The sequence below is a fragment of the Rhizobium azibense genome (genome assembly GCF_004342325.1).
In the GTDB taxonomy this organism is placed as follows: Bacteria; Pseudomonadota; Alphaproteobacteria; order Rhizobiales; family Rhizobiaceae; genus Rhizobium; species Rhizobium etli_B.
The window spans coordinates 356,051-378,199 of sequence record NZ_SMBJ01000008.1 but is presented as its reverse complement, the minus strand read 5'-3'; the positions used below and the strand labels follow the sequence as shown (position 1 = coordinate 378,199).

The following is a 22,149-nucleotide window of genomic DNA, read 5'->3' as shown; positions in this document are numbered from 1 at the left end:
CAGGCAAAGCCTTCCTTGGAAAGGTCCTCCTTGAGCACGTTGAGCGCCGCAGCCTCACCGCCCGACGTCCACCAGTGCAGCATCTGCACTTCCTTTGCGTCGTCGGCCCGCGCAACTGCGGTCCCACCAGCAAATGCCAGCGCGATCACAGCGGTAGATGTCAAAAACCTGCGCATTAAAACCTCCCAGTGCATGTTTGGAAGGTGCAGGACCCATTCCCGCACCGATCACCCGCCCTCCTCGGGCGTAGTCTCGTTGCTGGCCTAGGCCAGCGTTTCCCGTTTCGGCATCCACCAGCTCGTGCGGGCGCCGATGTGCATATTGAGCGTCTTCGTCTCGGTGTAGTCTTCCACCGCGTGGCGGCCCAGTTCACGGCCGAGGCCCGACTGCTTGTAACCTCCAAAGGGAAGCTCCGAAGCGCCATCCATGAAGGTGTTCATCCACACCGTCCCTGCCCGCACCTTGCGGCCGATCGTCAGGCAGGTGTCGAAATCGCGGCTCCATACGCCGGCGGAAAGACCGTAGTCGATGGAGTTTGCGATCTCGATTGCCTCGGCCGTCGTTTCGAAGGCCAGCACGGAAAGGACGGGACCAAAGACTTCCTCACGCGCGACAGTCATATCAGGCGTAACCGCCTCGAGGATGGTCGGGGCCATGAACTGGCCCATTCCGAAATCGACAGCTTCGCCGCCATGAACTACCTTCGCTCCGCTGCTCTTTGCACCGGCCACGTAGGCGTTGATCTTTTCGAGGTGCTGCTGCGTGATGATCGCGCCGACCTGCGTGCTTGAATCGAGCGGGTCGCCCACCTTGACGTCCTTGGCCAGTTCGGCGACGCGCTTCACCACGTCGGAGGCGATGCTCTTGTGCAGGATCAGTCGGGAGCCTGCGTTGCAGCATTCGCCGGCGTTGAAGTACGCGCCGAAGACAGCGGCGTCGATGAAGGCGTCGAGATCGGCATCGGGAAATACGATCTGCGGGTTCTTGCCGCCTAGCTCGAGCGAGACTTTCTTCAGCGTCTGCGCCGCGTTCGACATCGTCAGCTTTCCAACACCGGTCGAACCGGTGAAGGAAACCATGTCGACTTGCGGATGCGTCGTCATGATCGCGCCGACCTCCGGGCCTGTGCCGGTGACGATGTTGACCACGCCGTCCGGAAGACCGGCTGCCTGCAGGATTTCGCCCAGCACGAGCGTCGATCCCGAGGTCAGCTCGGAAGGCTTGACCACCGTCGTGCAGCCGGCGGCCAGAGCAAACGGCAGCTTCTGGCCGACGATCAGGAACGGGAAATTCCACGGCGTGATGATCGAGACGACGCCGATCGCTTCGCGAAGGACGACGCCAAGAGTGCCGTCTCCGAGCGTGTTGTAGCTCTCGCCATGCAGGTCACGGGCGAGCGCGGCGGCGTAGCGCCAGATGTCGACGGCACCGCCGATCTCGCCGCGGACCTGCGAGATCGGCTTTCCAGCTTCGATGGCGTCGAGATAGGCGAGCTCCTCCGAGCGTGCGGCGATCAGATCGGCAGCCTTGAGAAGAACAGCCGAGCGCTCGGATGCAGTCATGTGCGGCCAGGGGCCATGATCGAAGGCCCTGCGCGCAGCGGCGATCGCGCGTTCGGCATCAGCCTTCGTTCCCCTCGGGTAGCGGCTGACGACGACGCCGTGGCTCGGTGCGAGGCGTTCCAACGGCTGGCAGCCGCCGGCCTCCCACTTGCCGTCGATCAGCATCATGAAGTCGCGGGCGTTGTGGTCGGCGAGTGCCTTGGGGGTAACCAGAACAGTCATTACCATTCTCCTTTGAACTGTACGGGACGCTTCTCCGTGAAGGCCGCGACACCCTCCTTGAGATCGCCGGTTTTCGCGACGAGGATCGAGCCGAGCGCCTCGACGGCGGTTCCGTTGTCCTCGCCATTGGCCGAGGCGATCATGAGTTTGACGACTTCGAGCGCCACCGGGCCGCGTGCAGCGATGCGAGCCGCGTAGACCTTGGCTGCCTCGACGGCGTTGCCCGTGGTGGTGACCGCATCGACGATGCCGAGAGCGCGCGCTTCATCGGCGGTGAAGATCTCGCCGCCAAGGGCCATGCGGCGCACGACCTGGGCGCCGAAGCGCTTGACCAGACGCTGGGTGCCAGACCAGCCCGGAACCATGCCCAGGCCGGTCTCGGGAAGTCCGATCTTGATCTGCTGTTCGGCGATGCGAATATCCGCGACGCCTGCAAGTTCAAGACCACCGCCAAGCGAATGACCGTTGAGAGCGGCGACAAGCGGCACGCGCAGCGTTGCAAGCCGTTCGAAGATGCGGTGGCCGTGGCGGACCCATGCATGACCAAACTCTTCCGGTCGCATGCCGCCCCAGGCCTTGATGTCGCCGCCCGCGGAGAACCCCTTGCCTTCGCCGGTCAGGATGGCGACACGGACCTGGGCGTTGGCTTCAGCCTCGTCAGCAGCCTCAGACAGCGCCTTGAGCATGTCGAGGTCGAGAGCGTTCAGCTTCTCCGGCCGCGATACCGTCATCGTCGCGACATGACCTTCGATTTCGACCTTCACCGTTCCGCTAGCCATTGTAGGTGCCCTCCAAAACGCGGGCGCTCTTCTTGGGAAGCGAGAGCCCAATGTTGGCTTCGGCAAAGAGATTTGCGTCCATGACCTTGAGATCGTCGGATAAGATCAGCGGGAACTCGGACTGGCCAAGGATGTGTTCCTGAAGATCGACGCCCGGCGCGATTTCGGTCAGCACCATACCCTTCGGCGTCAGTTTCATGATGCACCGCTCGGTGACATAGGTGATGTCCTGACCCTGCTCGACCGCGCGCTTGCCCGAAAAGGTCACGTGCTCGACCTCGTTGACGAGCTTCTTGAGCTTGCCTTCCTTTTCGATCACGAGCCTGCCGTCGGCGATGGCGAGTTTTGCGCCGGCATTGAACATTCCTGAGAAGACGATCTTCCTGGCACGTGCCGTAATGTCGACGAAGCCGCCCACGCCCGCTGTAACGTGCGGACGGAAGGACAGCTTCGACACGTTGACCGAGCCGTCCCGGCCAATCTCGAGGAAGGACAGGAGCGAGGCGTCGAAACCTGCCCCCTGAAAATAGGTGAACTGGTACGGCGACGGCATGTAGGCATCGGCGTTCGATGCGCAGCCAAACGCGAAGTCGAGCAGCGGAACGCCTCCGACCGCACCCTGCTCGATGACCCAGGTTACTGCGCCGTGAAGCCCCTCCTCCATCAGAATGCGGGGCACGTTCGCCGAGATGCCGAAGCCAAGGTTGACGCAGCTGCCGGCCTGCAGCTCCTGCGCGACGCGGCGGGCGATGACCTTCTGGATGTTGAATTCCGGCACCCGGAAGGTGTCGAGCGGGCGGAAGATCTCCCCCGAGATCGCCGGGTCATAAACGGTCTGGGTCGTCTGCTTCTGGTCGGGATCGACGACGACGTAGTCCACGAGCATGCCGGGGACGCGGACGTCATGGGGCTTCATCGAGCCTTCCTTCGTGAGGCGCTTCACCTGCGCGATGACGATGCCACCGTTGTTGCGGGCCGCGAGCGCCTGGTCGAGACCACCGAGATAGGCGCCCTCGTGCTCATAGGTAAGGTTGCCGCGCTCGTCAGCGGTCGTCGCCCGGATAATGGCGACCTGCGGAACGATCGACGGGAAGAACAGATAGTCGTCGCCTTCGAAGGACACGCGCTTGACCACCGGCTCCCCGGCCCCCAGTTCGTTCATGGCGCAGCCCTGCCGGCTTGGATCGACGAACGTCTCCAGGCCCACCTTTGTGAGCACGCCCGGACGCTTGGCCGCCGCCTCGCGGTGGATGTCGAACATGATGCCCGACGGAATGTTGTAGGCCGGAATCTCGTTGTTCGTGATCATCTGCCAGATGAGAGGTGGTTCGGAGCTCGACGGGCCCGACGGATAGGACCCGCCGATGATCTTCTTGAGAAGCCCGTTCTTCGCGATGTAGTCGACGCCCTTGATGCCGCTCATGTCGCCGGCGGCGATCGGATGTAGCGTCGTCAGGTCACGCGGATGGCCGGTCTTATCGAAGCGTTCGCCGATCGCCTTCAACATCAGGTCGGGGCAGCCGAGGCCGCTCGACGACGATACGGTGACGATGGCGCCGTCCGGGATGAGAGCTGCGGCTTGCGCCGGGGTGACGTGCTTGCTCATGTTCTTTTGAGTCCTGTTTCAACTTTCACGGCCGCACCCGTCGCAACCGCCCTCTTGACGGCAAGTGCGGTCGCCAGCGACCAGATCCCGTCCTCGGCCGTGGCCGAAGGCGAGCCCTCATTCATTGCGGCATGGAACGTCCGGACGACGCCCTCGTAAATGTTGGAACCATCCACCGGCAGGTTCTTGTCTCCGTCGGCTGTGCGCAGCACGACGGTTCCGACCGGGCGCTGGGTCATGACGTTGCGTCCGACGAGCGAGCCTTCGGTGCCATGCACTTCCAGGCCGGTCTCGACGAACTTGGTGGTAAATCCGTCGTGGAACTGCGCGATGACGCCGTCCTCGAAGCGGATCACGCCCATCACGGCGTCCTCCAGACCTTCGCGCGTCATTCCGCCCGATTGCGCGAAGGCGACGACTTCCGTCGGATTGCGCCCGAGCACGTAACGCAACGCGTCCACGTCGTGGACAGTGAGGTCGAGGATCGCACCTCCACCTGCGGAGGGATTGTCAAGACGCCAGCCGTGCAGGTGCATCGGCAGATAGCCGGCGTGGAAGACACGTGCCGAAAGGGGGCGTCCGATCTTGCCGGCAGCGACTGCCTCGCGAATAGCCGTGTGCGCGGCCGAATTGCGCAGATGATGGTTGGTCGCGAGGACCACGCCGGCGCTTGCGGCTGCATCGGCCATCGCTTTCGCATCCTGGACGGACATCGCCAGCGGCTTTTCGCACAATATATGCTTGCCCGCCCGCGCCGCCGCGACCGCCTGATCGCGATGTAGCTCGTTGGTCGTGGAGATGTAGACGGCGTCTATGTCGGCGTTGGAAAGGAGATCGTTCAGGTCGGTCGTGGAGTTTTCGATGCCATTCTCCGCGGCGTACTTGCGTGCGCGCTCGAAGTGCGAACTCATGACCGACAATATCTTGCCATCTGCCGCGCGGATCGCATCGATGACCCACTCTCGCGCGATCGTACTCGCCCCGATCAGTCCCCAACCTACAGTCATGCCTGCTTCCTCCCGAGGGTGGAGCCGTTGCCAGTACCGCAGCTTTCGCGGACCACCAGTCGGACGGACGATACGATCGTCTCCGCCTCGGCCTTGCCGGCGCTGATCTGTTTGAGCAGCAGTTGCGCCGCCCGACGTCCCATTCCCTGCGGGTCGACGGAAATCGTCGTGAGAGCCGGAACGGCGGTCTTTGCCTCGATGACGTCGTCAAAGCCGACGACCGCGAATTCTTTGCCCGGCTCGATACCCTTGGCCCGAAGGCCGTCGCAGGCGCCGAACGCAACGGCGTCGTTGAAGCAAACGGCGGCGGTAGGCTTGCTGCCGATTGACAGGGCCCGCCCGATCGCCTCGGCGCCGCCTGCCCGCGAGGGAGCGGAATCGACGACCAGATCCTCGTCATGTCCAAGCAGGCACGAGCGAGCGGCGGCGCGATACCCTTCGAGGCGCTCGTGGAAAACGGCGGTGTCGCGGAAGCCGCCGAGGAACGCGATCCGGCTGTGGCCAAGCGACACCAGATGCTGCACGGCTGCGAAGACGCCCTGACGGTTGTCTGATGCGATGGAAGAAACCTTCGCTCCCGGCACGTTTCGGACCGCGACCACGACGGGGATGCCAGAAGCTACGAGCGGCTTCAGGTCCGAGGCTTCCGTGCCGCGCGCCGGCGACAGGATCAGACCGGAGATGCCGTGCTCGCGCATGGATGCGATGACTTCCCGCTGACGGTCGAGGTTCTCGCTCGTGTTGGAGAGGAATTGGACGAAGCCGGCGGACTGAACGACCATGTCGACACCGACGGCCAGTTCGGCAAAGAAGCTGTTGGTGAGGTCGTTGACGACGACGCCAATGATCTTCGAGTTTGAACCCGACTGCCTGAGATTGGCTGCGCCGCGATTGTAGACGTAGCCGAGATCTCGCATCACCGAATTGACCTTGGCGCGCGTTGCGTCGTTGACCAGCGAAGACCCCTGCAACACCAGGGAAACGGTCGACTTCGAAACGCCGGCGGCCTTGGCGATGTCGATGACGGTAACCCGCCCTTTTGTCATGAGATCCTCCTATGGCATGCGCCATGAGAGTGTTTCTAATTGGAACGTTCCAATTGAGCAAGGGAGATTGTCGCCGAAAGACGACGTCAATCCGACTTTCATCGATAAGCGATTGTATTGAAAGTTAAATTTTTTTGATTGAGCCGCTTCGATTGCGCGGGATTCCGCTTGGAATTTTTGGAACGATCTAATTTTATGGCGACAGTTATCGCGATGGCATTCATAACTCGACAAGTAGAGACCTACCTCGCCAATGGCCTTCGGCGCGATCCCGCATGTGTCTTTTCGAAGGCGATCGGTCGCCGGAAAATACGCCCGGCGCCAAATGGTCCCGTGTCAACCGTGAGGCGTGCTTACCAGGATGGCCGCCGCTTCGTTCGCTTTTGCAACCGCCGCCTCGATCGACGACCTCCCGGCGATCTGCGCGGCGAAGACTCCGATGAACTCGTCGCCGGCGCCATGCGTGCTCACAAGCTTGACCTTGACGGCCGGTATTGCCTTTTCGTCTCCGTCGCGTTCGACGAACGCGACCCCGTCCCCGCCGGCTGTCACGACGGCCACGGGATACCGTTCCGCTAGAATCCGCGCGGCCGCGAGCGCATTGTCGAGAGATTCGACGCTTGGGACTGAAGCGAGCGCTTCTGCCTCGCCGGCATTGACGACAACGACGTCAACAAGGGCGGTCAACTCACTCGACGGGGCGCGGGCGGGAGCTGCGTTCAGAACCACGGTTCCACCCGCCCTCTTCATTGCCGCCGCAGCCGCCAGGTTGGCCTCGTCAGGCACCTCGTTCTGAAGCACGAGCACCGACCCGGCCTGAAAAACCGCCGATGCGCCCTCGACGTCTTCGGCGCCCAATTGAAGATTGGTTCCGGAGACGAACACCGCCCCGTAGTCGCCTTCGGAGTCGAAAATCGCAACGCTCATGCCGGATGCAGCGCCGGGAAGAGCTCTCACGAAACGGCGATCGACCTTGTGATCGTCCAGGTTTTTCGTCAAGGCCCGGCCAAACTCGTCGTCGGCAACCGCTCCGATCATGACCGTCGAAACCCCGTGCTTTGCCGCCGACACCGCCTGATTGCCGCCTTTGCCGCCGCACTTGGTGTACCAGGCCGAACCCGCGACCGTTTCACCCTTTCGCGGACGGTGCGGCCCCTTCACGATGATATCGTAGTGGAGACTGCCGAACACGACGACGGCGGGAGAATTCAATGTCATAGAAACTTGTCTTTCCGTTTGGACGTGACCGCGGCCATCGTCTTCGAAAGGTTCTTTTCCGCGGCTCGATAGTCGCGCTGGGCGACCGCGACGAATACGGCGTCCAGAATATTGAGCTGGGCAATCCGGGCCGCGGCGTTTTCGCCCATCAGCGGCGACCCCTGCGCCGTCGAACAGAGCACCACGTCGGACTGCTGGGCCAGCGGTGAAGCGTTGTAGTTGGTAATGGCGATCGTGCGCGCGCCGTTCTTGCGGGCAAGCTGGATCGCTTCGATGACTGCGACGGTGTTGCCGGAATGCGAAAAGCCGATTGCGACGTCGCCTTCGCCTAGAAGGGAAGCCGACATCAGCATCATATGGGAATCGTCGTAGACCTGCGACCGGACGCCGATCCTCAGGAACTTGTGCGACGTGTCCCGGGCGATCTGTGCCGATCCCCCCACTCCATAGAAATCTCGGTTGCGCGCGCCGTGGATCAGATCTGCGGCTCTGTCGAAGGCCTCCACGTTCATAATGGAGAGCGTCTCCTCCAGTGCGTGGATCGAAGTCCGGAAGACCTTCTGGATGATCTCCTGCGATGTATCTTCGATTGACAGTTCCTGATGCATCTCCGCCGTCGGCAGCCGATTGTACTGGGTGACCGCGCTGCGGAATTCGCGATAGCCCGCAAACCCAAGCTTCTTGGTGATCTTGACGACCATTGCCTCGGAGACGCCGGCCTCGGCTGCGATTTCCTTGAGCGACGTCTCGTCGTCGAAGGTCCGCAATGCGAAGACGGTCTCGACGACGCGCGCTTCCAACGGTGTCAGAAGCGGCATCATCATGCGTATGCGTGGGCCGACGGCCTTCAGATCAGTTTCCAGGTTCATCCACGTCCCCTCGTCAGGCGATCGATCATCATCGCAACCAGAATTATAAGGCCAGTTGCCAGCAGTTGATAGAAAGCCTGGACGTTCATCAAGGTCAAACCGTTGCGCATGGCGCCGAGTATGATCGCACCGAGGATCGTGCCTATAACGCTGCCCTTGCCTCCCATGAGAGAAGCTCCGCCGATCGCCGCTGCCGCAATTGCGTCAAGCTCCCAGAGATTGCCGAGGATCGGTTCGGCTGCACCGAGGCGTCCGATAAGGATCAGCGACGCAAGCGCTGCAAGCGTGCCCGAGATGACGTAGGCGGTCACTTTGGTAAGCGCGATTGGAACGCCCGCAACGTAGGAGGCCTCCTCGTTCCCACCGACGGCAAGAAGGTATTCGCCAATCGGCGTCTTCTTGAGCAGCACCCATGCAAGTACCGCGACCACCGCAACGATGGCCACCGAGTTCGGAATACCCGCGACCGAGCCGTTGAAGATGCTGCGGAAGCCTTGCGGGATGCCGAGTACGGGATTGCCGCCGGTATAGATGAGGGCGATCGCCCGATACGTGCTGAGCGTCCCAAGAGTGACGATGAAGGGCTGCAGTCCGACATAGGCGACAAGGAAACCGTTCACGAGACCACACACAACACCGATTGCGAGACCCGCTGCAATGGCGATGGGGATGGGAAAGCCTGCAACCATCAGTGACGCGCTGATGACGGCGGCGATCGCAGCGGTCGGTCCGACCGAGAGATCGATGCCGCCTGAGATGATGACGAGTGTCATACCCAGTGCAAGGCAGGCGTTGATGCTCGACTGCTGCAAAATGTTGATCAGGTTTCGCTCGGAGATGAAGCCGGGGACAAGGACCGCGAAAACCGCCATGATGAGAATCAGGCCGATCAGCGTGCCTGCGTCTCGGACGGAGAACGAAGACAAGAGCCTGGAGGAACGCGCAGGCGCCCCGGTGGTGATATCAGACATGGGAATGCTCCTGCTCGCAGGAATGGGCGTCGGGGCCGGCCTCACCGATAGCGTGAGCGACGATGCTCTGCTCTGAGAGTTGGTCGCGGTCGAGTTGAGCCGCGATCTTTCCGTTGCGCATCACGACGACGCGGTCAGATACACGCATGACTTCCGGAAGCTCCGAGGAGACGACGATGATCGACCTTCCTTCGGAAGCGAGCTGCTCGATGAGATGATAGATTTCCGCCTTAGCGCCGACGTCGATACCGCGCGTCGGCTCGTCGAAGAGGAGGATTTCGGAGCCGGCAGCAAGCCAGCGCGCAATGATCGCCTTCTGCTGATTGCCGCCCGAAAAGAGCTTGATTGGGCGATCGATCTGGAAAGGCCGCAGGTTGACCTGCTTGAGGAGGTCGTTGGCGGTCCTGTTGACCTGGGAGTGCTGGATCACTCCTGCGCGGGAGAATTTTCCAAGCGACGGCAATGCCATGTTGGTGGCGACCGGTCGAACTGGGATGATACCCTCCCTTTTGCGCTCTTCGGGAAGAAGGCCGATGCCGGCGGCGATCGCCGAGCGCGGATTGGTGAGCTTGAGGATGTTGCCGTCGAATTTTACGGTACCGGACGCGATCGGGTCGACGCCTGCGAGAAGACGAAGCAACTCCGTACGCCCCGACCCCACAAGGCCGGCAATGCCGAGAACCTCGCCCCTGCGCACGTCAAAGGAGATGTCCTTTACGTGGGTGGTTGCCGAAGACAGACCGCGGACTTCGAGGCGGATATTGCTTGCCGCGTGCGAGTGATGTGCCTCGTGCATCAGTTCGCGACCGACCATCATCGCGATGACGTCCTTTTCGGGCGTCCTCTTGAGATCCACGACGCCGACGACCGCACCGTCGCGCATGACCGTGCCGCGATGGCAGATCCGGAACACTTCGTCCATCTTGTGCGAGACATAGATGATCGAGACGCCTGAGGCGGCGAGCTTTTCGATGACCGCCGCCAGGCTGGCGAACTCAGCCGGCGTCAAGCTGGACGTCGGTTCGTCCATTGCGACGATCTTCGAATTGTCGAGAAGTGCGCGCGCGATCTCTACGATCTGACGCTGGGCGACCTTGAGATTCTTGATGGGCTGCGATGGATCGATAGACGGATCAATCATGGCAAGCGCTTCGCCCGCCCGCCGCTCCTGTTCCCGCTGGTTTACAAGCAAACCGCCCGCCCTCTTGATCGGGTGCCCGAGAAACATGTTCTGGGCGACCGTGAGGTGCGGAACCTGCTGGAGTTCCTGGTGGATCATTGCGATGCCGGCCGCCCGTGCGCTCTCTGGACGCTTGAATTGGGTCATCCGACCGTCCACGTGGATCTCGCCACTCGTCGGTCGAAAAACTCCTGAAAGGATGCGCAGAAGTGTCGACTTACCTGCGCCGTTTTCTCCGAGCAATGCGTGGATCTCGCCCGGCATGATCTCGAAGGAGACGTGCGACAGCGCCTTGACGCTCGGGAATTCCTTCGTGATGCCTTCGAATTTCAATCGTGCTGTCGATGCCATCTCACTACACTCGATGAAAGCGAGCCGGCCATTTCGACCGGCTCGTGTTTCGGTCACTGCGCGCTTGCGGCGTCCTTCAGCAGGACTTCGCGCACCTTGGCTTCATCACCCTGATAGTTGGCGAAGTTGTCCTTCGTGATCAGTGCCTGTGGTGTGGCGATGACACGTGGCAGCTGCTGGCCGGCAACCAGGCGCAGAGCGGTTTCCATCGCAACCTCGCCGGTCAGAACCGGGAAGCTATCGACCGTCCCGGTGAGTTCGCCTGCCTTGATCGACGCATAGGCGTCGGAAATCCCGTCGGTACCGAACACTGCGACCTTGCCAAGCAGGTTTGCCGCCTTGACTGCTTCCACCACGCCGAGCGCCATGCCGTCGTTGTTGCAGTAGAAGCCGATCAGATCGGGGTGCTGCTGCAGGATGTTCGTAGCCGCATCGTAGGACTGCTGGCGATCCCAGTTTCCGGGAACGCTTGCCACGACCTGAAACTTGCCGTTCTCGCCAATCGTCGATTTGAAGCCGTCTGTCCTTTGCACAGCGGCATAGACGCCGGCCTGGCCCTCGATAACAGCGACCTTTCCGCCTTCCTGGCGGTTCTTTTTGAACCATTTGGCGACGCGAACTCCGTTGTCGCGCTGCACGTTGCCGACATAATGTTCGGCCTGGGGAATGACCGCATCGTTAACGTTGACCACCGGAATATTGGCGGCCTTGGCCTGCTCCATCACTGGCTGGAGGTTCGCATCGGTCTGAGGCGAGAGGAGGAGCACTTTGAAGCCCTGTGTCACCATGCCTTCCGCGATCGTGAGCTGACCCAACTGATCGCCCTCGCTCTGTGCCGCCTGATAGGCGACGGTAACGCCAGCCTTGTCGGCGAACTTCTTGTAACCCTCGCCGAGAGAACGCCAGTATTCGTTGGTCAGCGTCTTTGAAACGCCGCCCGCCTTGGTGCCTTCCGATGGCTTGGGAAGCGCACCGAACTTCATTTCGAGCTGCGACCAGTCGATGCGGTTCTTTTCGGTGTCGGAGTCCAGTGGAGCGAGCTCCTGCGCAAAGCCGGCATGAGCCCAAAGAGCAGCTGCAAAGCCTGCGGCGATAGCTGACGTCAAAAGTCTCTTCATCGGTTCCTCCCGAATGGGTCGTTGGAAAAATGGCCAAAGGCCGGATTAGTGCGCCGAGGCGCCCAGCATGGTTTCCTGAAGAATTGCCTGGGCAGAAACGGCGTCTTGTCGGTCAATCGCGCCTGCAAGGCGGTTGTCCTGCTCGAGGCGATCGACGACGTCGAGCATCCGCTTGACCGTCTTGATGTTGACCTCGCATTCGTGAACCGGATCAAGGCCGGTCATGTCTGGGAACGTGTCGAAATAGATTGCGCCATCGTATCCGTCGCGGCGGATTTGGCGGAGAAGTTCGATCGTCTGGATCGAGTGGACCGCACCGACCATCAGGCCATCGTCACGCTTTGCATACCCGTCGTTGAGATGAACACCGAGCACGCGGCTGTGGCGGGCGATCATTGCGGCGGCAAAGGCCGGCTGCTCGTCGGCATAAAGGACGTGGGCGAAGTCAAGCGTGACGCCAAGGTTGGCGCAGCCCGCTTCCTTTATGGCGAGCAGTGTCGTCGCACAATCTGGCAGAAGGCTGTAAGAGCGAGGTTCGTTTGGCTTGTATTCGATGCTGACAAGGCATTCCGGGTCATGCTCGCAGACTTCACGGATTCCATCGATTTCGTGTTGCCACAGGCGGTCGTAGTCCGCCTGGAAGGCGTAGTCGAACCCGTCCTGACCAAGCCAGATTGTCATCAGGTTGGAGCCCGCGTCACGAGCCGCGTCAATCCCCGCCTTCGTCAGGTCGATCGCCTCGCGGCGAACCTTTTCGTCGGGATTTGTGAATGCTCCGATCTTGAAGGCGGGGTTCGTGTAGTAGCGCATAGCGAACCCGTTGATAGCCAATCCCATATCCTGAAGTTTGGCAGCGAGTCCGGACGGCTTCTCGCCGACGTGGTCGGGATAATTGAGATCGAGGTCGGTCAGGCCGTCGACCTTGGCGGCACGCGCGGCCATCTGCAAAACCGACGGCTTCCGGTTCAATTCCGGCCATTCCGCCTGAGGATTTGACGCAAAGGAATTGAGACGTGTGGCAAAGCGTAAGGTGGACAATATCTCGGCCCTATTTGAACTTCGTCTGCCACAACATCACAAATAAATATCCTTTTGTAAAGTAAAATAGTTCTTGCAGTACATCAGAACCTCCCGCGCCGCTCTAGCGAGCAGATTGAAACATCCAAATCTAGAAAGAAAACAAATCTTTATAAATCAACGAGTTGTGCGACTTATGCCGTTGGGATCCGCAATTGAGAAAAGCACGAAAAAACGCACTCGTCTCGCCAAGGGACGGCCAAAACTTCACAGCGTTTCTTCTTCTGGTGAAATCATCCAGACGGAACGTTCGGCAGAGTTGCGGATGAGACCGGGGCCATTCGACTACGTTTGCGATATTCCCTTGTGCCCCGACAGGAGACGCGAATTATCGACTTCTAGCCATCAAAAGTCTCTTGCCCGAGCTTGGCTGAATTCATCGCCTCGCGATGCCAAGCTGCGAGACGATATGCGGCTTGAACTCAAATGCTTGCCGTCACCGCCCGATGAAGTCGCAGGCTGAGCGCGGCTGCCGAAGAAGTCCTTTCTCGTGATCAACGAAAGCACTTCAAATCCGCACAGTTTAAACGACAGCAGTGGAATGCGTGGGGCCTACACACCGGCGCCTCTGGTCAAACTCGCCGGCTATCGCGCGAGACATCGAAGGTTCACGCCCTCGAGCCTGCAAAAGGTTTCTTTGCCCCGCATGGCAAGACGGCGAGGTGCCGTCGAAGGAGAATGGAACGCACTGGCGGGTTATTTCGTCGTGTCACCGCAAGCGCCTCTAACGGGAGCTGTCGCACCGGCGCAGTTCTTTTGTGCAGGATCTTGACCTTCCCATGATTGGAAGCTCCATATCGAAGCGGTCAGAAGATTTGGAGACCATGATGTACGAATTCGAAATTCAGAATATGACCTGCGGCCATTGTGCAAGCACCGTGGAAAAGGCGATCAAGACTGCCGATCCGGAAGCCTCGACCGTCATCGACCTTGCTTCGAAGACCGCGAAGGTCGCGACAAGGCTGGATCCATCGGCTATCAACGCCGCCATCGAAACAGCCGGCTACCCTTCCAGCTTCACGCGGATCTGATTGTTGAGGCCGCCGGAACGGCGCTTTCCAACCAATTTCAAGCTCCCGATAGAAGAGCGTGGCGCCTGAAAACCTTCGTGCGAAGCTCCACCGACCTTTACCAGCCGTCGACAGGCATGCGTTGCCGGCCGGGAACATTCGCTCATGCAGGACGTTGGCCAGACTTAAAAAAGGGACGGTCACGCATGCACGCGGTAATTGTTGGCGCAGGCATTGCCGGACTGGCGGCGGCGCAGGGCCTGCGTCTCATCGGCTCGGATGTCGACGTCTATGAACAGTCGGTGAGGCTCGAGCCGCTCGGAGCCGGCCTCAGCCTCAGCGCGAACGCGCTTCGTGCCCTTCGTGCGCTTCAACTCTACGATGGGGTGGTTGCCAAGGCTAAGCCGATGCGGAGGCTCGACCTCCTGGACCAGTGGGGGAAGGTGCTGCAAACCACCGACTTGCAGCAGGTCAGCCGCCGCTACGGACATCTCGCGATGGCGGTGCTCCATCGTGGCGATCTCCATCAGGCGCTTCTTTCGAAGCTTCCTGAGGGGACGATCCGGACGGGCATGAAGTGTGTCGGTGCGCGCGAGGCTGGCGATCGGGTGGTGCTCGACTTTGCAAATGGCGATGCGGTCGAGGCTGATTTCGTCCTCGCCTGTGACGGCATCCACTCTGTGGTGCGCAAGGCGCTGTTTGCGCAGTCACATGAAAGTTTTGCCCGCTACACGTGCTGGCGGGCGATCTCGCCGGGCCTGCCTCGCGGAGTGGATCGCGCCCAGCTTACCGAGACTTGGGGAGCGGGGAAGCGGTTTGGCCTCGCCGCCATCCCAGGCGACAGAATCTACTGGTTTGCCTGCCGCGGCGCCGAGATTACAGATGATCCCGCATTGGCCGGGATCGAACTTGACGATTTGAAAGCCATCTTTGCAGATTTTCACGAGCCGATCCCGGAAGTGCTCGGGCGCACACCTCCGACCTCGCTGATCCGGACAGACATCCTCGACCTCGATCCGATGCGTTCGTTCACACGAGGCAAGATCGTGCTGCTTGGGGATGCGGCCCACGCGGTGACCCCGGACCTCGGCCAGGGAGCCGGTCTCGCCATCGAGGATGCCGCCGTCCTTTGCGCTTTGATGGCGCGTCTTCCAATTGAAAAGGCGTTGCGTGAATACGATGCCCGCCGCGTCGGCCGTGCGCGCCTGATAACGATCAAATCCCGTCTCTACGCGCGTGTGGCGCAATGGCACAATCCGCTCGTCGTCCCACTGCGCAACTTCTTTGTGAGTAACATCCCGCAGCACTTCATGGACCGGCAGCTCGATGCGATCCTCGACATAGCCTTCGATCCGATCCGTACAGCAGCCTAGCGGTCTCCTCGTCCGACGTCGTCGATGGATGCGGAAAGACATGCTGGAAAAAGGACTTGACCTTCCCATCATCGGAAGGATTACCTATGTGTGCAGTTCAACAAGGGTCCCCTCCCATGACTGCCATATCCAAGATTGAAAAGTCGACAGCATTGCCGATTCCGACCGAGTTCATGATCGAGGGCATGACGTGCGTTTCATGCGGCGCCAGAGTGGAACGGGCGATCAAGGCCGTTCCGGGTGTCGTCGGGGCGTCTGTGAACCTCGCGACCGAACGTGCGAGCGTGACGTTCAAGGACAGAACGGACGCCGCTGCCGTTCTGCAAGCCATCGAAGGCGCAGGCTACCATGCCAGGACCGAGACGCTGGAGGTGCTTGTCGACGGCATGACGTGCGCCTCGTGCGTCTCCCGCGTCGAGCGTGCTTTGAAGGCGTTACCAGGGGTGGTCGACGCATCCGTCAATCTCGCGACCGAGAAGGCGACCGTCCGCTACGCTGCTGGTGCGGCGTCCATACGCGCATTGAAGGACGCCATCCGCGCGGCTGGATACCAGCCGAAAACCGAAAGCCGAGCCGAGAACGCCAACGGGGACGACCGCCGCGACGTAGAAATACACAAGCTCGCGCTTCGCCTTGGCGTCTCCGTCATTCTCACCCTGCCGCTGTTCCTGATCGAAATGGGCTCCCACTTCATACCGGGCGTCCACGCGTTCGTGATGGAGACTTTCGGGATGGGGGGGAGCCTCTACCTGCAGTTCATGATGGCGACCGTCGTCCTGTTCGGGCCTGGGTTGGTCTTCTTCCAGAAGGGCCTACCCAATCTCCTGCGGCTGGCTCCCGACATGAACTCGCTCGTGGTGCTCGGAACCTCGGCGGCCTGGACATACTCCGTCGTGGCGACATTCGCCCCCGCCGCGCTGCCTGCCGGAACCGTCAACGTATATTACGAGGCAGCGGCCGTCATCGTGACCCTGATACTGCTTGGCCGGTACCTGGAAGCCCGCGCGAAGGGCAAGACGAGCCAGGCCATCAAGCGCCTCCTCGGCCTGCAGGCCAAGACCGCCTTCGTGGAGCGATCCGGGAGGTTCGTGGAGACCGAGATCGACGACGTCGTGGTTGGAGACGTGATCCGCATCCGTCCCGGCGAAAAGGTGCCGGTCGACGGCACTGTTGTTTCCGGGGAGTCCTACGTCGACGAGGCCATGATCACCGGCGAGCCCCTTCCTCGCTCGAAATCGATTGGAAGCGAGGTAGTGGGCGGCACGATCAACAAGACGGGTTCGTTCACATTCCGCGCGACGAAAGTCGGCGCCGACACCGTTCTCGCCCAGATCGTCCGCATGGTCGAGGCAGCGCAGGGTTCGAAGCTGCCGATCCAGGCTCTGGTGGACAGGGTGACCAGGTGGTTCGTCCCCGCCGTCATTGTTGTCGCGCTGCTGACCTTCGGCGCGTGGATGATCCTTGGCCCCTCACCGGCGCTGAGCTTTGCCCTCGTCAACGCCGTCGCCGTCCTGATCATCGCCTGCCCGTGCGCGATGGGCCTCGCCACGCCGACGTCGATCATGGTCGGTACGGGCCGCGGGGCCGAACTAGGGATCCTGTTCCGCAAGGGCGAAGCGCTGCAGAGCCTGCGTGAGGTCCGCATCGTCGCTCTGGACAAGACCGGGACGCTGACGAAGGGCAAGCCGGAACTCACCGATTTCCAGGTTGCTGATGGCTTCCTGCGCGAGGACGTCCTCGGCTGGGTGGCAAGCATCGAGGCGCTGTCAGAACATCCGATCGCCGAAGCCATCGTCAAGGCCGCCGACAGCGAAGGGCTGGCGCTCGCCGATGTGAAGGGTTTCGAGGCGTCCCCAGGCTACGGTGTGAAAGGATCCGTCGCAGGTCGATCATTGCTCGTGGGTGCGGATCGGGCGCTGGTGCGCGAGGGCATTTCCGTAGAAGGCTTTGCCCTCGTCGACGAGGAACTTTCCCGCAAGGGCAGATCGCCGCTCTATGTTGCTGTGGACGGTCGGCTCGCGGCGATCGTCGCCGTTTCGGATCCCATCAAGGAAACGACGCCCGGAGCGATTAGGGCCCTGCACGCCTTCGGGCTCGAAGTGGCGATGATCACTGGAGACAACCGTCGCACCGCGGAGGCCGTCGCCGCTGAGCTCGGCATTGACCGCGTGGTCGCGCAGGTGCGCCCGGAAGGCAAGGTGGAGGCCGTCAAACGCCTCCGCGAGCATGGCAAGGTCGCCTTTGTCGGCGACGGCATCAACGACGCCCCGGCCCTCACGGAAGCCGACGTTGGGCTTGCCGTCGGCACCGGCACCGACGTCGCCGTCGAGAGCGCCGACGTCGTCCTGATGTCGGGAGACCTTACCGCGGTCGTCACGGCAATCGGGCTCAGCCGCGCAACAATCCGAAACATCAAGCAGAACCTGTTCTGGGCGTTCGTCTACAACGCCGGCCTCGTGCCGGTCGCGGCCGGCCTTCTCTACCCGGTCAACGGCACGCTGCTTTCGCCGGTCTTCGCCGCTGGCGCGATGGCCATGTCGAGCGTGTTCGTCCTCGCCAACGCCCTTCGCCTTCGCCGAACCCAACCTTGAAACCAGATGTGGGCGTCGATGCCATCGGCGCGACTTCCGTATCGACAGGAGCACAGAATGAACATTGGAGATGCAGCCAAAGCCAGTGGCGTATCGGCCAAGATGATCCGGTACTACGAGCAGATAAAGCTGATCTCGCCGGCACATCGCACGGAATCCAGCTATCGCACCTACGGCGACAACGACATCCACACCTTGCGGTTCATACGCAGGGCGCGCGACCTCGGCTTTTCGGTAGAACAGATGAAAACGCTGCTGGCTTTGTGGCGCGACAGGTCGAGAGCGAGCGCCGACGTGAAGAGCATTGCCCGAGAACACATCGAGGAACTCGAGCGGAAGGCGGCGGCGATCCACGCTATGACGGCCACGCTCAAGCACCTGGTCAAGCACTGCCAGGGCAACGACCGGCCCGACTGCCCGATCATCGAGGAGTTTGCCAATCCGGACGATGATGCGCCGCCGCCCGCGATCAACGCCCGCTTCGGCCTCCACGGGCTAAAGACGGACCTCGGCGGACGATAGCCCACCAACCATTCACATGTCCCGGCCCGGGCCGTCCTTGTTGAAGGTTTACGCGAATGCTTGAACAGGGCGAGCAATCGCCGGCCGAGCGGTCCTCATTCCATCCTGAACCTGGCGTGGCAGGTCGTGCAGGTCTGGATCATGAGGTGGAAGACGTGTTCCGCAGGCATCGCCGACAGCTCCTGCTCGTTACGGATGTGGGTGCCGAGCGGCCCGCCGCCCATTGCCTCTCCAGGCTTCATGCGCATGCTGGCCGGCATCGGTCCGGGGTTTTGCTCCGCCGCGACGTCCAGTGCGGCCGCGTAGCCGCGCAGGTCGTTCGCGATGCGGTCGAACCGGTCGCGCTCCTCGGGGATGTTCGGCCTTGCCTTCGACTGCGGGTCGGCGTCCTCGGACGCGAAGTGTCCGGAAAGGATGCCCCCGGACCTGTCGCGGATGGTGTCGGCCGCCAACCTGAACTCGACGGCCTTGTAGCTTTCGGGATCCTTGAACATGCCGGAGATGGTCTTTGCCGCTGCGGCCATGGCTTTCATGTCCGCCTGCCGGCGGCCCACGACATCTTCCGCGGCCGGTGACGGGATTGCCGTCATCAGGACGGCTCCCACGACGGAGGGCAGTCCGAACTTGTTCCAGGACTTAGGCTGCCTCATCGACCCGCCGTCAGTATCAAATGCCACGTTGCTTGCAACGGATATCCGTTGGAAACCGATATCCCTTCTCATCTGGGCAGGAAGAGGGCGAACGCCCTCCTCGATCACGCAGCCATCTTGCGGCAGCTCTCTGCACAGCGGCGGCAGGCGTCGACGCAGCCCTGCATGTCGCCAATCCGCTCGCAGTCGTCGGCGCACTGGGCGCAGATTTCGGCGCATTCCGGGCACACGTGCTTGTGGTGCTCCGAGCCGATCAGCATGAAATGCGCAGAGGTCCGGCAGATCTCAGCACAAGCCATCATCAACTTGAAGTGCGCGGGTTTCGTGTGCTCCCCGCCCAGTTCCAGGCAATGGCCCATGGCCATCGACAGGCATTCGCCGTAGCAGGCCAGGCAGTTGTCGATGCAGGCCTTCATTTCAGTCGACATGTGATGCATGGCGCAATCTCCTACTTGGCTTCCTTGTCCACCCACTTGGACATCTCTTCGATCTCCTTTTTCTGGGCTTCGATGATCTTCTGGGCCATCTGCTTGGCCTCTTCGTTGTCGCCGTACTTGAGCTCAACCTCCGACATGCTGATCGCGCCCATGTGATGGGCGATCATGCCGCACACGAAGGAGACGTCGGCGTCCTTCTTCATCATCCCCTGCATCATGTTCATGTTCATGTCCTTCATCCCGTCCATGGACGCCTTCCGGTAATCGGTCATCTCGCCCATCTGCGTGCCGCCCGACGACATGTCCGTCTTCGACATGTCCATGCTGTGGGACCTGCATTTTTCCGGGTAGGCCATCGTGCTCTGGGCCCGGGCCGTGGCGGAGAAAGCTAGAGAAGCCGCGGCTGCCGCGGCGCACAGGGAAAGGCTTGTGAACGTCTTCATGTTTCTATCTCCGAAATCAGGTTGTGGTTGCTCGGTTCAGCCTGCCGGTGATCGGGGCGGTGGATCGATCGCGCGGATCAGCAGCAGCGGCCGATATGCGCACGACATTCGTTCATGCCGCTCCGATCGGAAGCGCGGAGCCGCAACCGCGGTGAGCTCCGTGAGGATCGGACAACAGTGCATCGCCGAACAGCACGCAGTCTGCGGCCCGCACGCATGCCCGCCTTGGTGACTATGCTCTGCAGCGACGGTGCAGTACTGGCTCTGAAAGCTGGTCGCCTGGGCCAGGCCAAAGGAATTCACCGCCAACAGTAAGGCGGTGACGAACACCTGTGCACAGCGGTATATGCTCCCAGACCTCATTTGGCTGATTTTCCCTTCCACCGAAGAAGCGTACGGCAGCAAAAATGTTCCAGGTCCCCGATTGATCTGTGGCAGCCCGGCGTTTTGGCAACGGTCGATGAGGAAGCGTTAACTGCGACCGGCTAGTCTGCGCCTCTTGCTTGGAGAGGATCGATGAACGGTGGCTATTCGCTGGCCCAGATAGGACTTCACTGGCTGGTGGCCCTCCTGGTGCCGGTCCAGTACCTGACGGGCGGCAGCATCGAGAGAACCCATCACGCCGCCCATATGGGCCTGACGCCGTCGTACTGGGACGTCGTCCAGCACCACCTTCACAACTACGCGGGAATGGCCATCGGCGCGCTGATGGGCACGCGGCTGGTTCTTCGTCTCCTCCAGCCTCCCGAGATCACCGCGCGCGCAACATGGTCCAAGCGGGCCGCCACTGCTCTTCATGGCGCTTTCTACGCCGCGATCATCGGACAGGCCTGCATGGGATTCGTCGCAAGCTACTTCTGGTTCGCGATCGCGCCGTACCACGTCGTCGGGTCGAGGATCATCCTTGCGATGGCCGCGCTACATCTCGCCGCGGCGGCCTGGCACACGCTCATCCTTCGCGACGACACAGTCGACCGGATGGTGTTCCCGCGCCGGAAAAGCTCAGCTGAAAATCTGTAAGGCGGCCGATGTCAGAACGACGTGGCGGTCAGTCTTGGCGACGAACGCCAGGATCGTGAACGAGACTGCCCCGAAAGAACTGGCGCCTCGATCAACCCAGCCAAGCTGCCGCTCACGAAACCGGAGCAGAGCAGAGCGCAGCCCACAGATCGTGCTTCCAGTCTGCTCCCGGCCGCGCCGATACGTCGATCGCATAGTCGGCGGAATTGATCCGCACCATGGCGGGAGAAACGCAGCGAACGCTCGCCTCGTGTCTTCCTCCGTCCCGATAAAGCACCGTCCCGCCACTGTCGAATTCGGACAGCGTGATGACGACGTCGAAATCGAAGGCCCGGTCGCGGGCGGGCCTGCCCTCGGCAAGACTGAGGCTGACCGACCGGCTGCCGCCGAACGAAGCGGTGTGGAAGACGGCAGGTCCGGACGCTGAGATCGATGCGGACTGCGCGCAAAGGATCAGAGACAGAAGGATTCGGCGCATCTCCCCCTCCCGTGGTCAATGCACCTCGAGCTTATCATATCCTCGGAGACTCCGCGACTATTTGCGGTGTCTCGGAGGCTTTCACCTTGCCCCCGCTACGGCCGCATGAACGCCTGCATCTCCTCGGTCGTGACCTTGCCATCGTTGTTCGCGTCCACGCTGTCGAAGATCCGCTTGTGGATCGCCGTCACCTCCTCGAAGGAAAGCGCGCCGTCTCCGTCGGCGTCGGCGACCGCGAACATGATCTTCATCACATGCCCGCGCATGGCCATCATCGGCATGCCGCCCATCATGCCGGACGGCATCATCATGTTCCGCCCCATCCCGCCAGGCATCATGCCGGATCCGCCGGGCATGGTTTTCTGGCCCTCTTCCGTCATTCCGTCGTCCGCATCGGACGGGGGAGCTGCCTGGGCTGATGTGCCAGGATGATGCGGGTCACCACCGTTTGTCTGCGCGTGCGCCAGACCAGCTCCGCCGACAGCAGTCAGCGCGGCCAGCGTGGCCGCTTGTAGAAATCTTGTCGTCGTCATGTCCATTCTCCTTTTGCGTGATCCACTTTTCACCTGCCTCCTCCATCCTGCGCAGGACAGGCATTCGCACATCGTGCTCCAACCGG

The 22,149-nt window shown here is 61.5% G+C and carries 21 protein-coding genes and 1 pseudogene; 5 read left to right on the top strand and 17 right to left on the bottom strand.

Annotation, left to right across the window (positions count from 1 at the left end; translation table 11 throughout):
* The 12 genes and pseudogenes from EV130_RS21905 to EV130_RS21850 all read right to left on the bottom strand — a co-directional run.
* Positions 1-176 (bottom strand): annotated as a pseudogene (locus EV130_RS21905) (sugar ABC transporter substrate-binding protein); the annotation flags it as partial.
* Positions 177-263: 87 nt separating this feature from the next.
* Positions 264-1,790 carry an aldehyde dehydrogenase family protein gene (locus EV130_RS21900; protein ID WP_207900892.1) on the bottom strand — a complete coding sequence of 509 codons (1,527 nt, stop codon included), beginning with the start codon at positions 1,788-1,790 and terminating at the stop codon, positions 264-266.
* On the bottom strand, positions 1,784-2,563 hold the full coding sequence (locus EV130_RS21895; RefSeq protein ID WP_132661328.1) for an enoyl-CoA hydratase/isomerase family protein: 780 nt from the start codon (positions 2,561-2,563) through the stop codon (positions 1,784-1,786). Before EV130_RS21895 ends, EV130_RS21900 begins: the two co-directional genes overlap by 7 nt.
* The gene (locus tag EV130_RS21890) at positions 2,556-4,169 is read right to left on the bottom strand and encodes an acyl CoA:acetate/3-ketoacid CoA transferase (RefSeq protein ID WP_132661325.1); all 1,614 of its coding nucleotides are present in this window, start codon (positions 4,167-4,169) and stop codon (positions 2,556-2,558) included. Before EV130_RS21890 ends, EV130_RS21895 begins: the two co-directional genes overlap by 8 nt.
* Positions 4,166-5,176, bottom strand: a complete 1,011-nt coding sequence (locus tag EV130_RS21885; protein WP_132661323.1) for a Gfo/Idh/MocA family protein — start codon at positions 5,174-5,176, stop codon at positions 4,166-4,168. Before EV130_RS21885 ends, EV130_RS21890 begins: the two co-directional genes overlap by 4 nt.
* Complete coding sequence (locus tag EV130_RS21880) at positions 5,173-6,222, bottom strand: LacI family DNA-binding transcriptional regulator (RefSeq protein WP_074061006.1); 1,050 nt, start codon at positions 6,220-6,222, stop codon at positions 5,173-5,175. The genes EV130_RS21885 and EV130_RS21880 overlap by 4 nt, the downstream gene beginning before the upstream one ends.
* A 336-nt stretch (positions 6,223-6,558) precedes the next feature.
* Positions 6,559-7,440, bottom strand: coding sequence for a ribokinase (locus EV130_RS21875; RefSeq protein ID WP_132661321.1), 882 nt, complete (start codon positions 7,438-7,440; stop codon positions 6,559-6,561).
* Complete coding sequence (locus EV130_RS21870) at positions 7,437-8,309, bottom strand: MurR/RpiR family transcriptional regulator (RefSeq protein ID WP_074061004.1); 873 nt, start codon at positions 8,307-8,309, stop codon at positions 7,437-7,439. The genes EV130_RS21875 and EV130_RS21870 overlap by 4 nt, the downstream gene beginning before the upstream one ends.
* The gene (locus EV130_RS21865; protein WP_074061003.1) at positions 8,306-9,280 is read right to left on the bottom strand and encodes an ABC transporter permease; all 975 of its coding nucleotides are present in this window, start codon (positions 9,278-9,280) and stop codon (positions 8,306-8,308) included. Before EV130_RS21865 ends, EV130_RS21870 begins: the two co-directional genes overlap by 4 nt.
* Positions 9,273-10,811, bottom strand: a complete 1,539-nt coding sequence (locus EV130_RS21860) for a sugar ABC transporter ATP-binding protein (RefSeq protein WP_132661318.1) — start codon at positions 10,809-10,811, stop codon at positions 9,273-9,275. The genes EV130_RS21865 and EV130_RS21860 overlap by 8 nt, the downstream gene beginning before the upstream one ends.
* A gap of 53 nt (positions 10,812-10,864) precedes the next feature.
* Positions 10,865-11,929, bottom strand: a complete 1,065-nt coding sequence (locus EV130_RS21855) for a sugar ABC transporter substrate-binding protein (RefSeq protein ID WP_132552217.1) — start codon at positions 11,927-11,929, stop codon at positions 10,865-10,867.
* A 45-nt stretch (positions 11,930-11,974) separates the two neighbouring features.
* The gene (locus tag EV130_RS21850; RefSeq protein WP_132661316.1) at positions 11,975-12,967 is read right to left on the bottom strand and encodes a sugar phosphate isomerase/epimerase family protein; all 993 of its coding nucleotides are present in this window, start codon (positions 12,965-12,967) and stop codon (positions 11,975-11,977) included.
* Between the two features lie 863 nt (positions 12,968-13,830).
* Between EV130_RS21850 and EV130_RS21845 the strand changes: the two genes are divergently transcribed.
* The 4 genes from EV130_RS21845 to cueR all read left to right on the top strand — a co-directional run bounded on the left by EV130_RS21845 (position 13,831) and on the right by cueR (position 18,502).
* A complete protein-coding gene (locus EV130_RS21845) occupies positions 13,831-14,037 on the top strand; it encodes a heavy-metal-associated domain-containing protein (RefSeq protein WP_342635856.1) in 207 nt (68 codons plus the stop codon).
* A gap of 185 nt (positions 14,038-14,222) precedes the next feature.
* On the top strand, positions 14,223-15,389 hold the full coding sequence (locus EV130_RS21840; protein ID WP_132661313.1) for an FAD-dependent monooxygenase: 1,167 nt from the start codon (positions 14,223-14,225) through the stop codon (positions 15,387-15,389).
* Between the two features lie 116 nt (positions 15,390-15,505).
* Positions 15,506-17,980, top strand: coding sequence for a heavy metal translocating P-type ATPase (locus tag EV130_RS21835; RefSeq protein ID WP_245520082.1), 2,475 nt, complete (start codon positions 15,506-15,508; stop codon positions 17,978-17,980).
* A 57-nt stretch (positions 17,981-18,037) separates the two neighbouring features.
* A complete protein-coding gene (gene cueR, locus EV130_RS21830) occupies positions 18,038-18,502 on the top strand; it encodes a Cu(I)-responsive transcriptional regulator (RefSeq protein WP_074060995.1) in 465 nt (154 codons plus the stop codon).
* Positions 18,503-18,597: 95 nt separating this feature from the next.
* On the opposite strand, the gene EV130_RS21825 is transcribed toward cueR, so the two are convergent.
* From EV130_RS21825 to copM, 3 genes are all read right to left on the bottom strand, one after another.
* Positions 18,598-19,152, bottom strand: coding sequence for a cytochrome c (locus EV130_RS21825; RefSeq protein ID WP_132661310.1), 555 nt, complete (start codon positions 19,150-19,152; stop codon positions 18,598-18,600).
* Positions 19,153-19,256: 104 nt separating this feature from the next.
* Positions 19,257-19,589, bottom strand: coding sequence for a four-helix bundle copper-binding protein (locus EV130_RS21820; RefSeq protein WP_132661307.1), 333 nt, complete (start codon positions 19,587-19,589; stop codon positions 19,257-19,259).
* 11 nt (positions 19,590-19,600) lie between these two features.
* A complete protein-coding gene (gene copM, locus EV130_RS21815; RefSeq protein ID WP_074060993.1) occupies positions 19,601-20,032 on the bottom strand; it encodes a CopM family metallochaperone in 432 nt (143 codons plus the stop codon).
* Positions 20,033-20,548: 516 nt separating this feature from the next.
* Between copM and EV130_RS21805 the strand changes: the two genes are divergently transcribed.
* Positions 20,549-21,052, top strand: a complete 504-nt coding sequence (locus EV130_RS21805) for a cytochrome b (RefSeq protein ID WP_132552212.1) — start codon at positions 20,549-20,551, stop codon at positions 21,050-21,052.
* Positions 21,053-21,164: 112 nt separating this feature from the next.
* Here the strand turns inward: EV130_RS21805 and EV130_RS21800 are convergent, their stop codons facing one another.
* Positions 21,165-21,530, bottom strand: a complete 366-nt coding sequence (locus EV130_RS21800) for a hypothetical protein (RefSeq protein WP_132552211.1) — start codon at positions 21,528-21,530, stop codon at positions 21,165-21,167.
* Between the two features lie 95 nt (positions 21,531-21,625).
* Positions 21,626-22,063 (bottom strand): EF-hand domain-containing protein, encoded by a 438-nt coding sequence (locus EV130_RS21795; protein ID WP_132661345.1) that lies wholly within the window; start codon positions 22,061-22,063, stop codon positions 21,626-21,628.
* Positions 22,064-22,149: the final 86 nt, after the last annotated feature.

Coding starts and splice junctions, on each gene's coding strand:
- EV130_RS21900 (WP_207900892.1), bottom strand. CDS start 1,790: ATGGTAATGACTGTTCTGGTTACCCCCAAGGCACTCGCCGACCACAAC.
- EV130_RS21895 (WP_132661328.1), bottom strand. CDS start 2,563: ATGGCTAGCGGAACGGTGAAGGTCGAAATCGAAGGTCATGTCGCGACG.
- EV130_RS21890 (WP_132661325.1), bottom strand. CDS start 4,169: ATGAGCAAGCACGTCACCCCGGCGCAAGCCGCAGCTCTCATCCCGGAC.
- EV130_RS21885 (WP_132661323.1), bottom strand. CDS start 5,176: ATGACTGTAGGTTGGGGACTGATCGGGGCGAGTACGATCGCGCGAGAG.
- EV130_RS21880 (WP_074061006.1), bottom strand. CDS start 6,222: ATGACAAAAGGGCGGGTTACCGTCATCGACATCGCCAAGGCCGCCGGC.
- EV130_RS21875 (WP_132661321.1), bottom strand. CDS start 7,440: ATGACATTGAATTCTCCCGCCGTCGTCGTGTTCGGCAGTCTCCACTAC.
- EV130_RS21870 (WP_074061004.1), bottom strand. CDS start 8,309: ATGAACCTGGAAACTGATCTGAAGGCCGTCGGCCCACGCATACGCATG.
- EV130_RS21865 (WP_074061003.1), bottom strand. CDS start 9,280: ATGTCTGATATCACCACCGGGGCGCCTGCGCGTTCCTCCAGGCTCTTG.
- EV130_RS21860 (WP_132661318.1), bottom strand. CDS start 10,811: ATGGCATCGACAGCACGATTGAAATTCGAAGGCATCACGAAGGAATTC.
- EV130_RS21855 (WP_132552217.1), bottom strand. CDS start 11,929: ATGAAGAGACTTTTGACGTCAGCTATCGCCGCAGGCTTTGCAGCTGCT.
- EV130_RS21845 (WP_342635856.1), top strand. CDS start 13,831: ATGATGTACGAATTCGAAATTCAGAATATGACCTGCGGCCATTGTGCA.
- EV130_RS21840 (WP_132661313.1), top strand. CDS start 14,223: ATGCACGCGGTAATTGTTGGCGCAGGCATTGCCGGACTGGCGGCGGCG.
- EV130_RS21835 (WP_245520082.1), top strand. CDS start 15,506: ATGACTGCCATATCCAAGATTGAAAAGTCGACAGCATTGCCGATTCCG.
- cueR (WP_074060995.1), top strand. CDS start 18,038: ATGAACATTGGAGATGCAGCCAAAGCCAGTGGCGTATCGGCCAAGATG.
- EV130_RS21825 (WP_132661310.1), bottom strand. CDS start 19,152: ATGAGGCAGCCTAAGTCCTGGAACAAGTTCGGACTGCCCTCCGTCGTG.
- EV130_RS21820 (WP_132661307.1), bottom strand. CDS start 19,589: ATGCATCACATGTCGACTGAAATGAAGGCCTGCATCGACAACTGCCTG.
- copM (WP_074060993.1), bottom strand. CDS start 20,032: ATGAAGACGTTCACAAGCCTTTCCCTGTGCGCCGCGGCAGCCGCGGCT.
- EV130_RS21805 (WP_132552212.1), top strand. CDS start 20,549: ATGAACGGTGGCTATTCGCTGGCCCAGATAGGACTTCACTGGCTGGTG.
- EV130_RS21800 (WP_132552211.1), bottom strand. CDS start 21,530: ATGCGCCGAATCCTTCTGTCTCTGATCCTTTGCGCGCAGTCCGCATCG.
- EV130_RS21795 (WP_132661345.1), bottom strand. CDS start 22,063: ATGACGACGACAAGATTTCTACAAGCGGCCACGCTGGCCGCGCTGACT.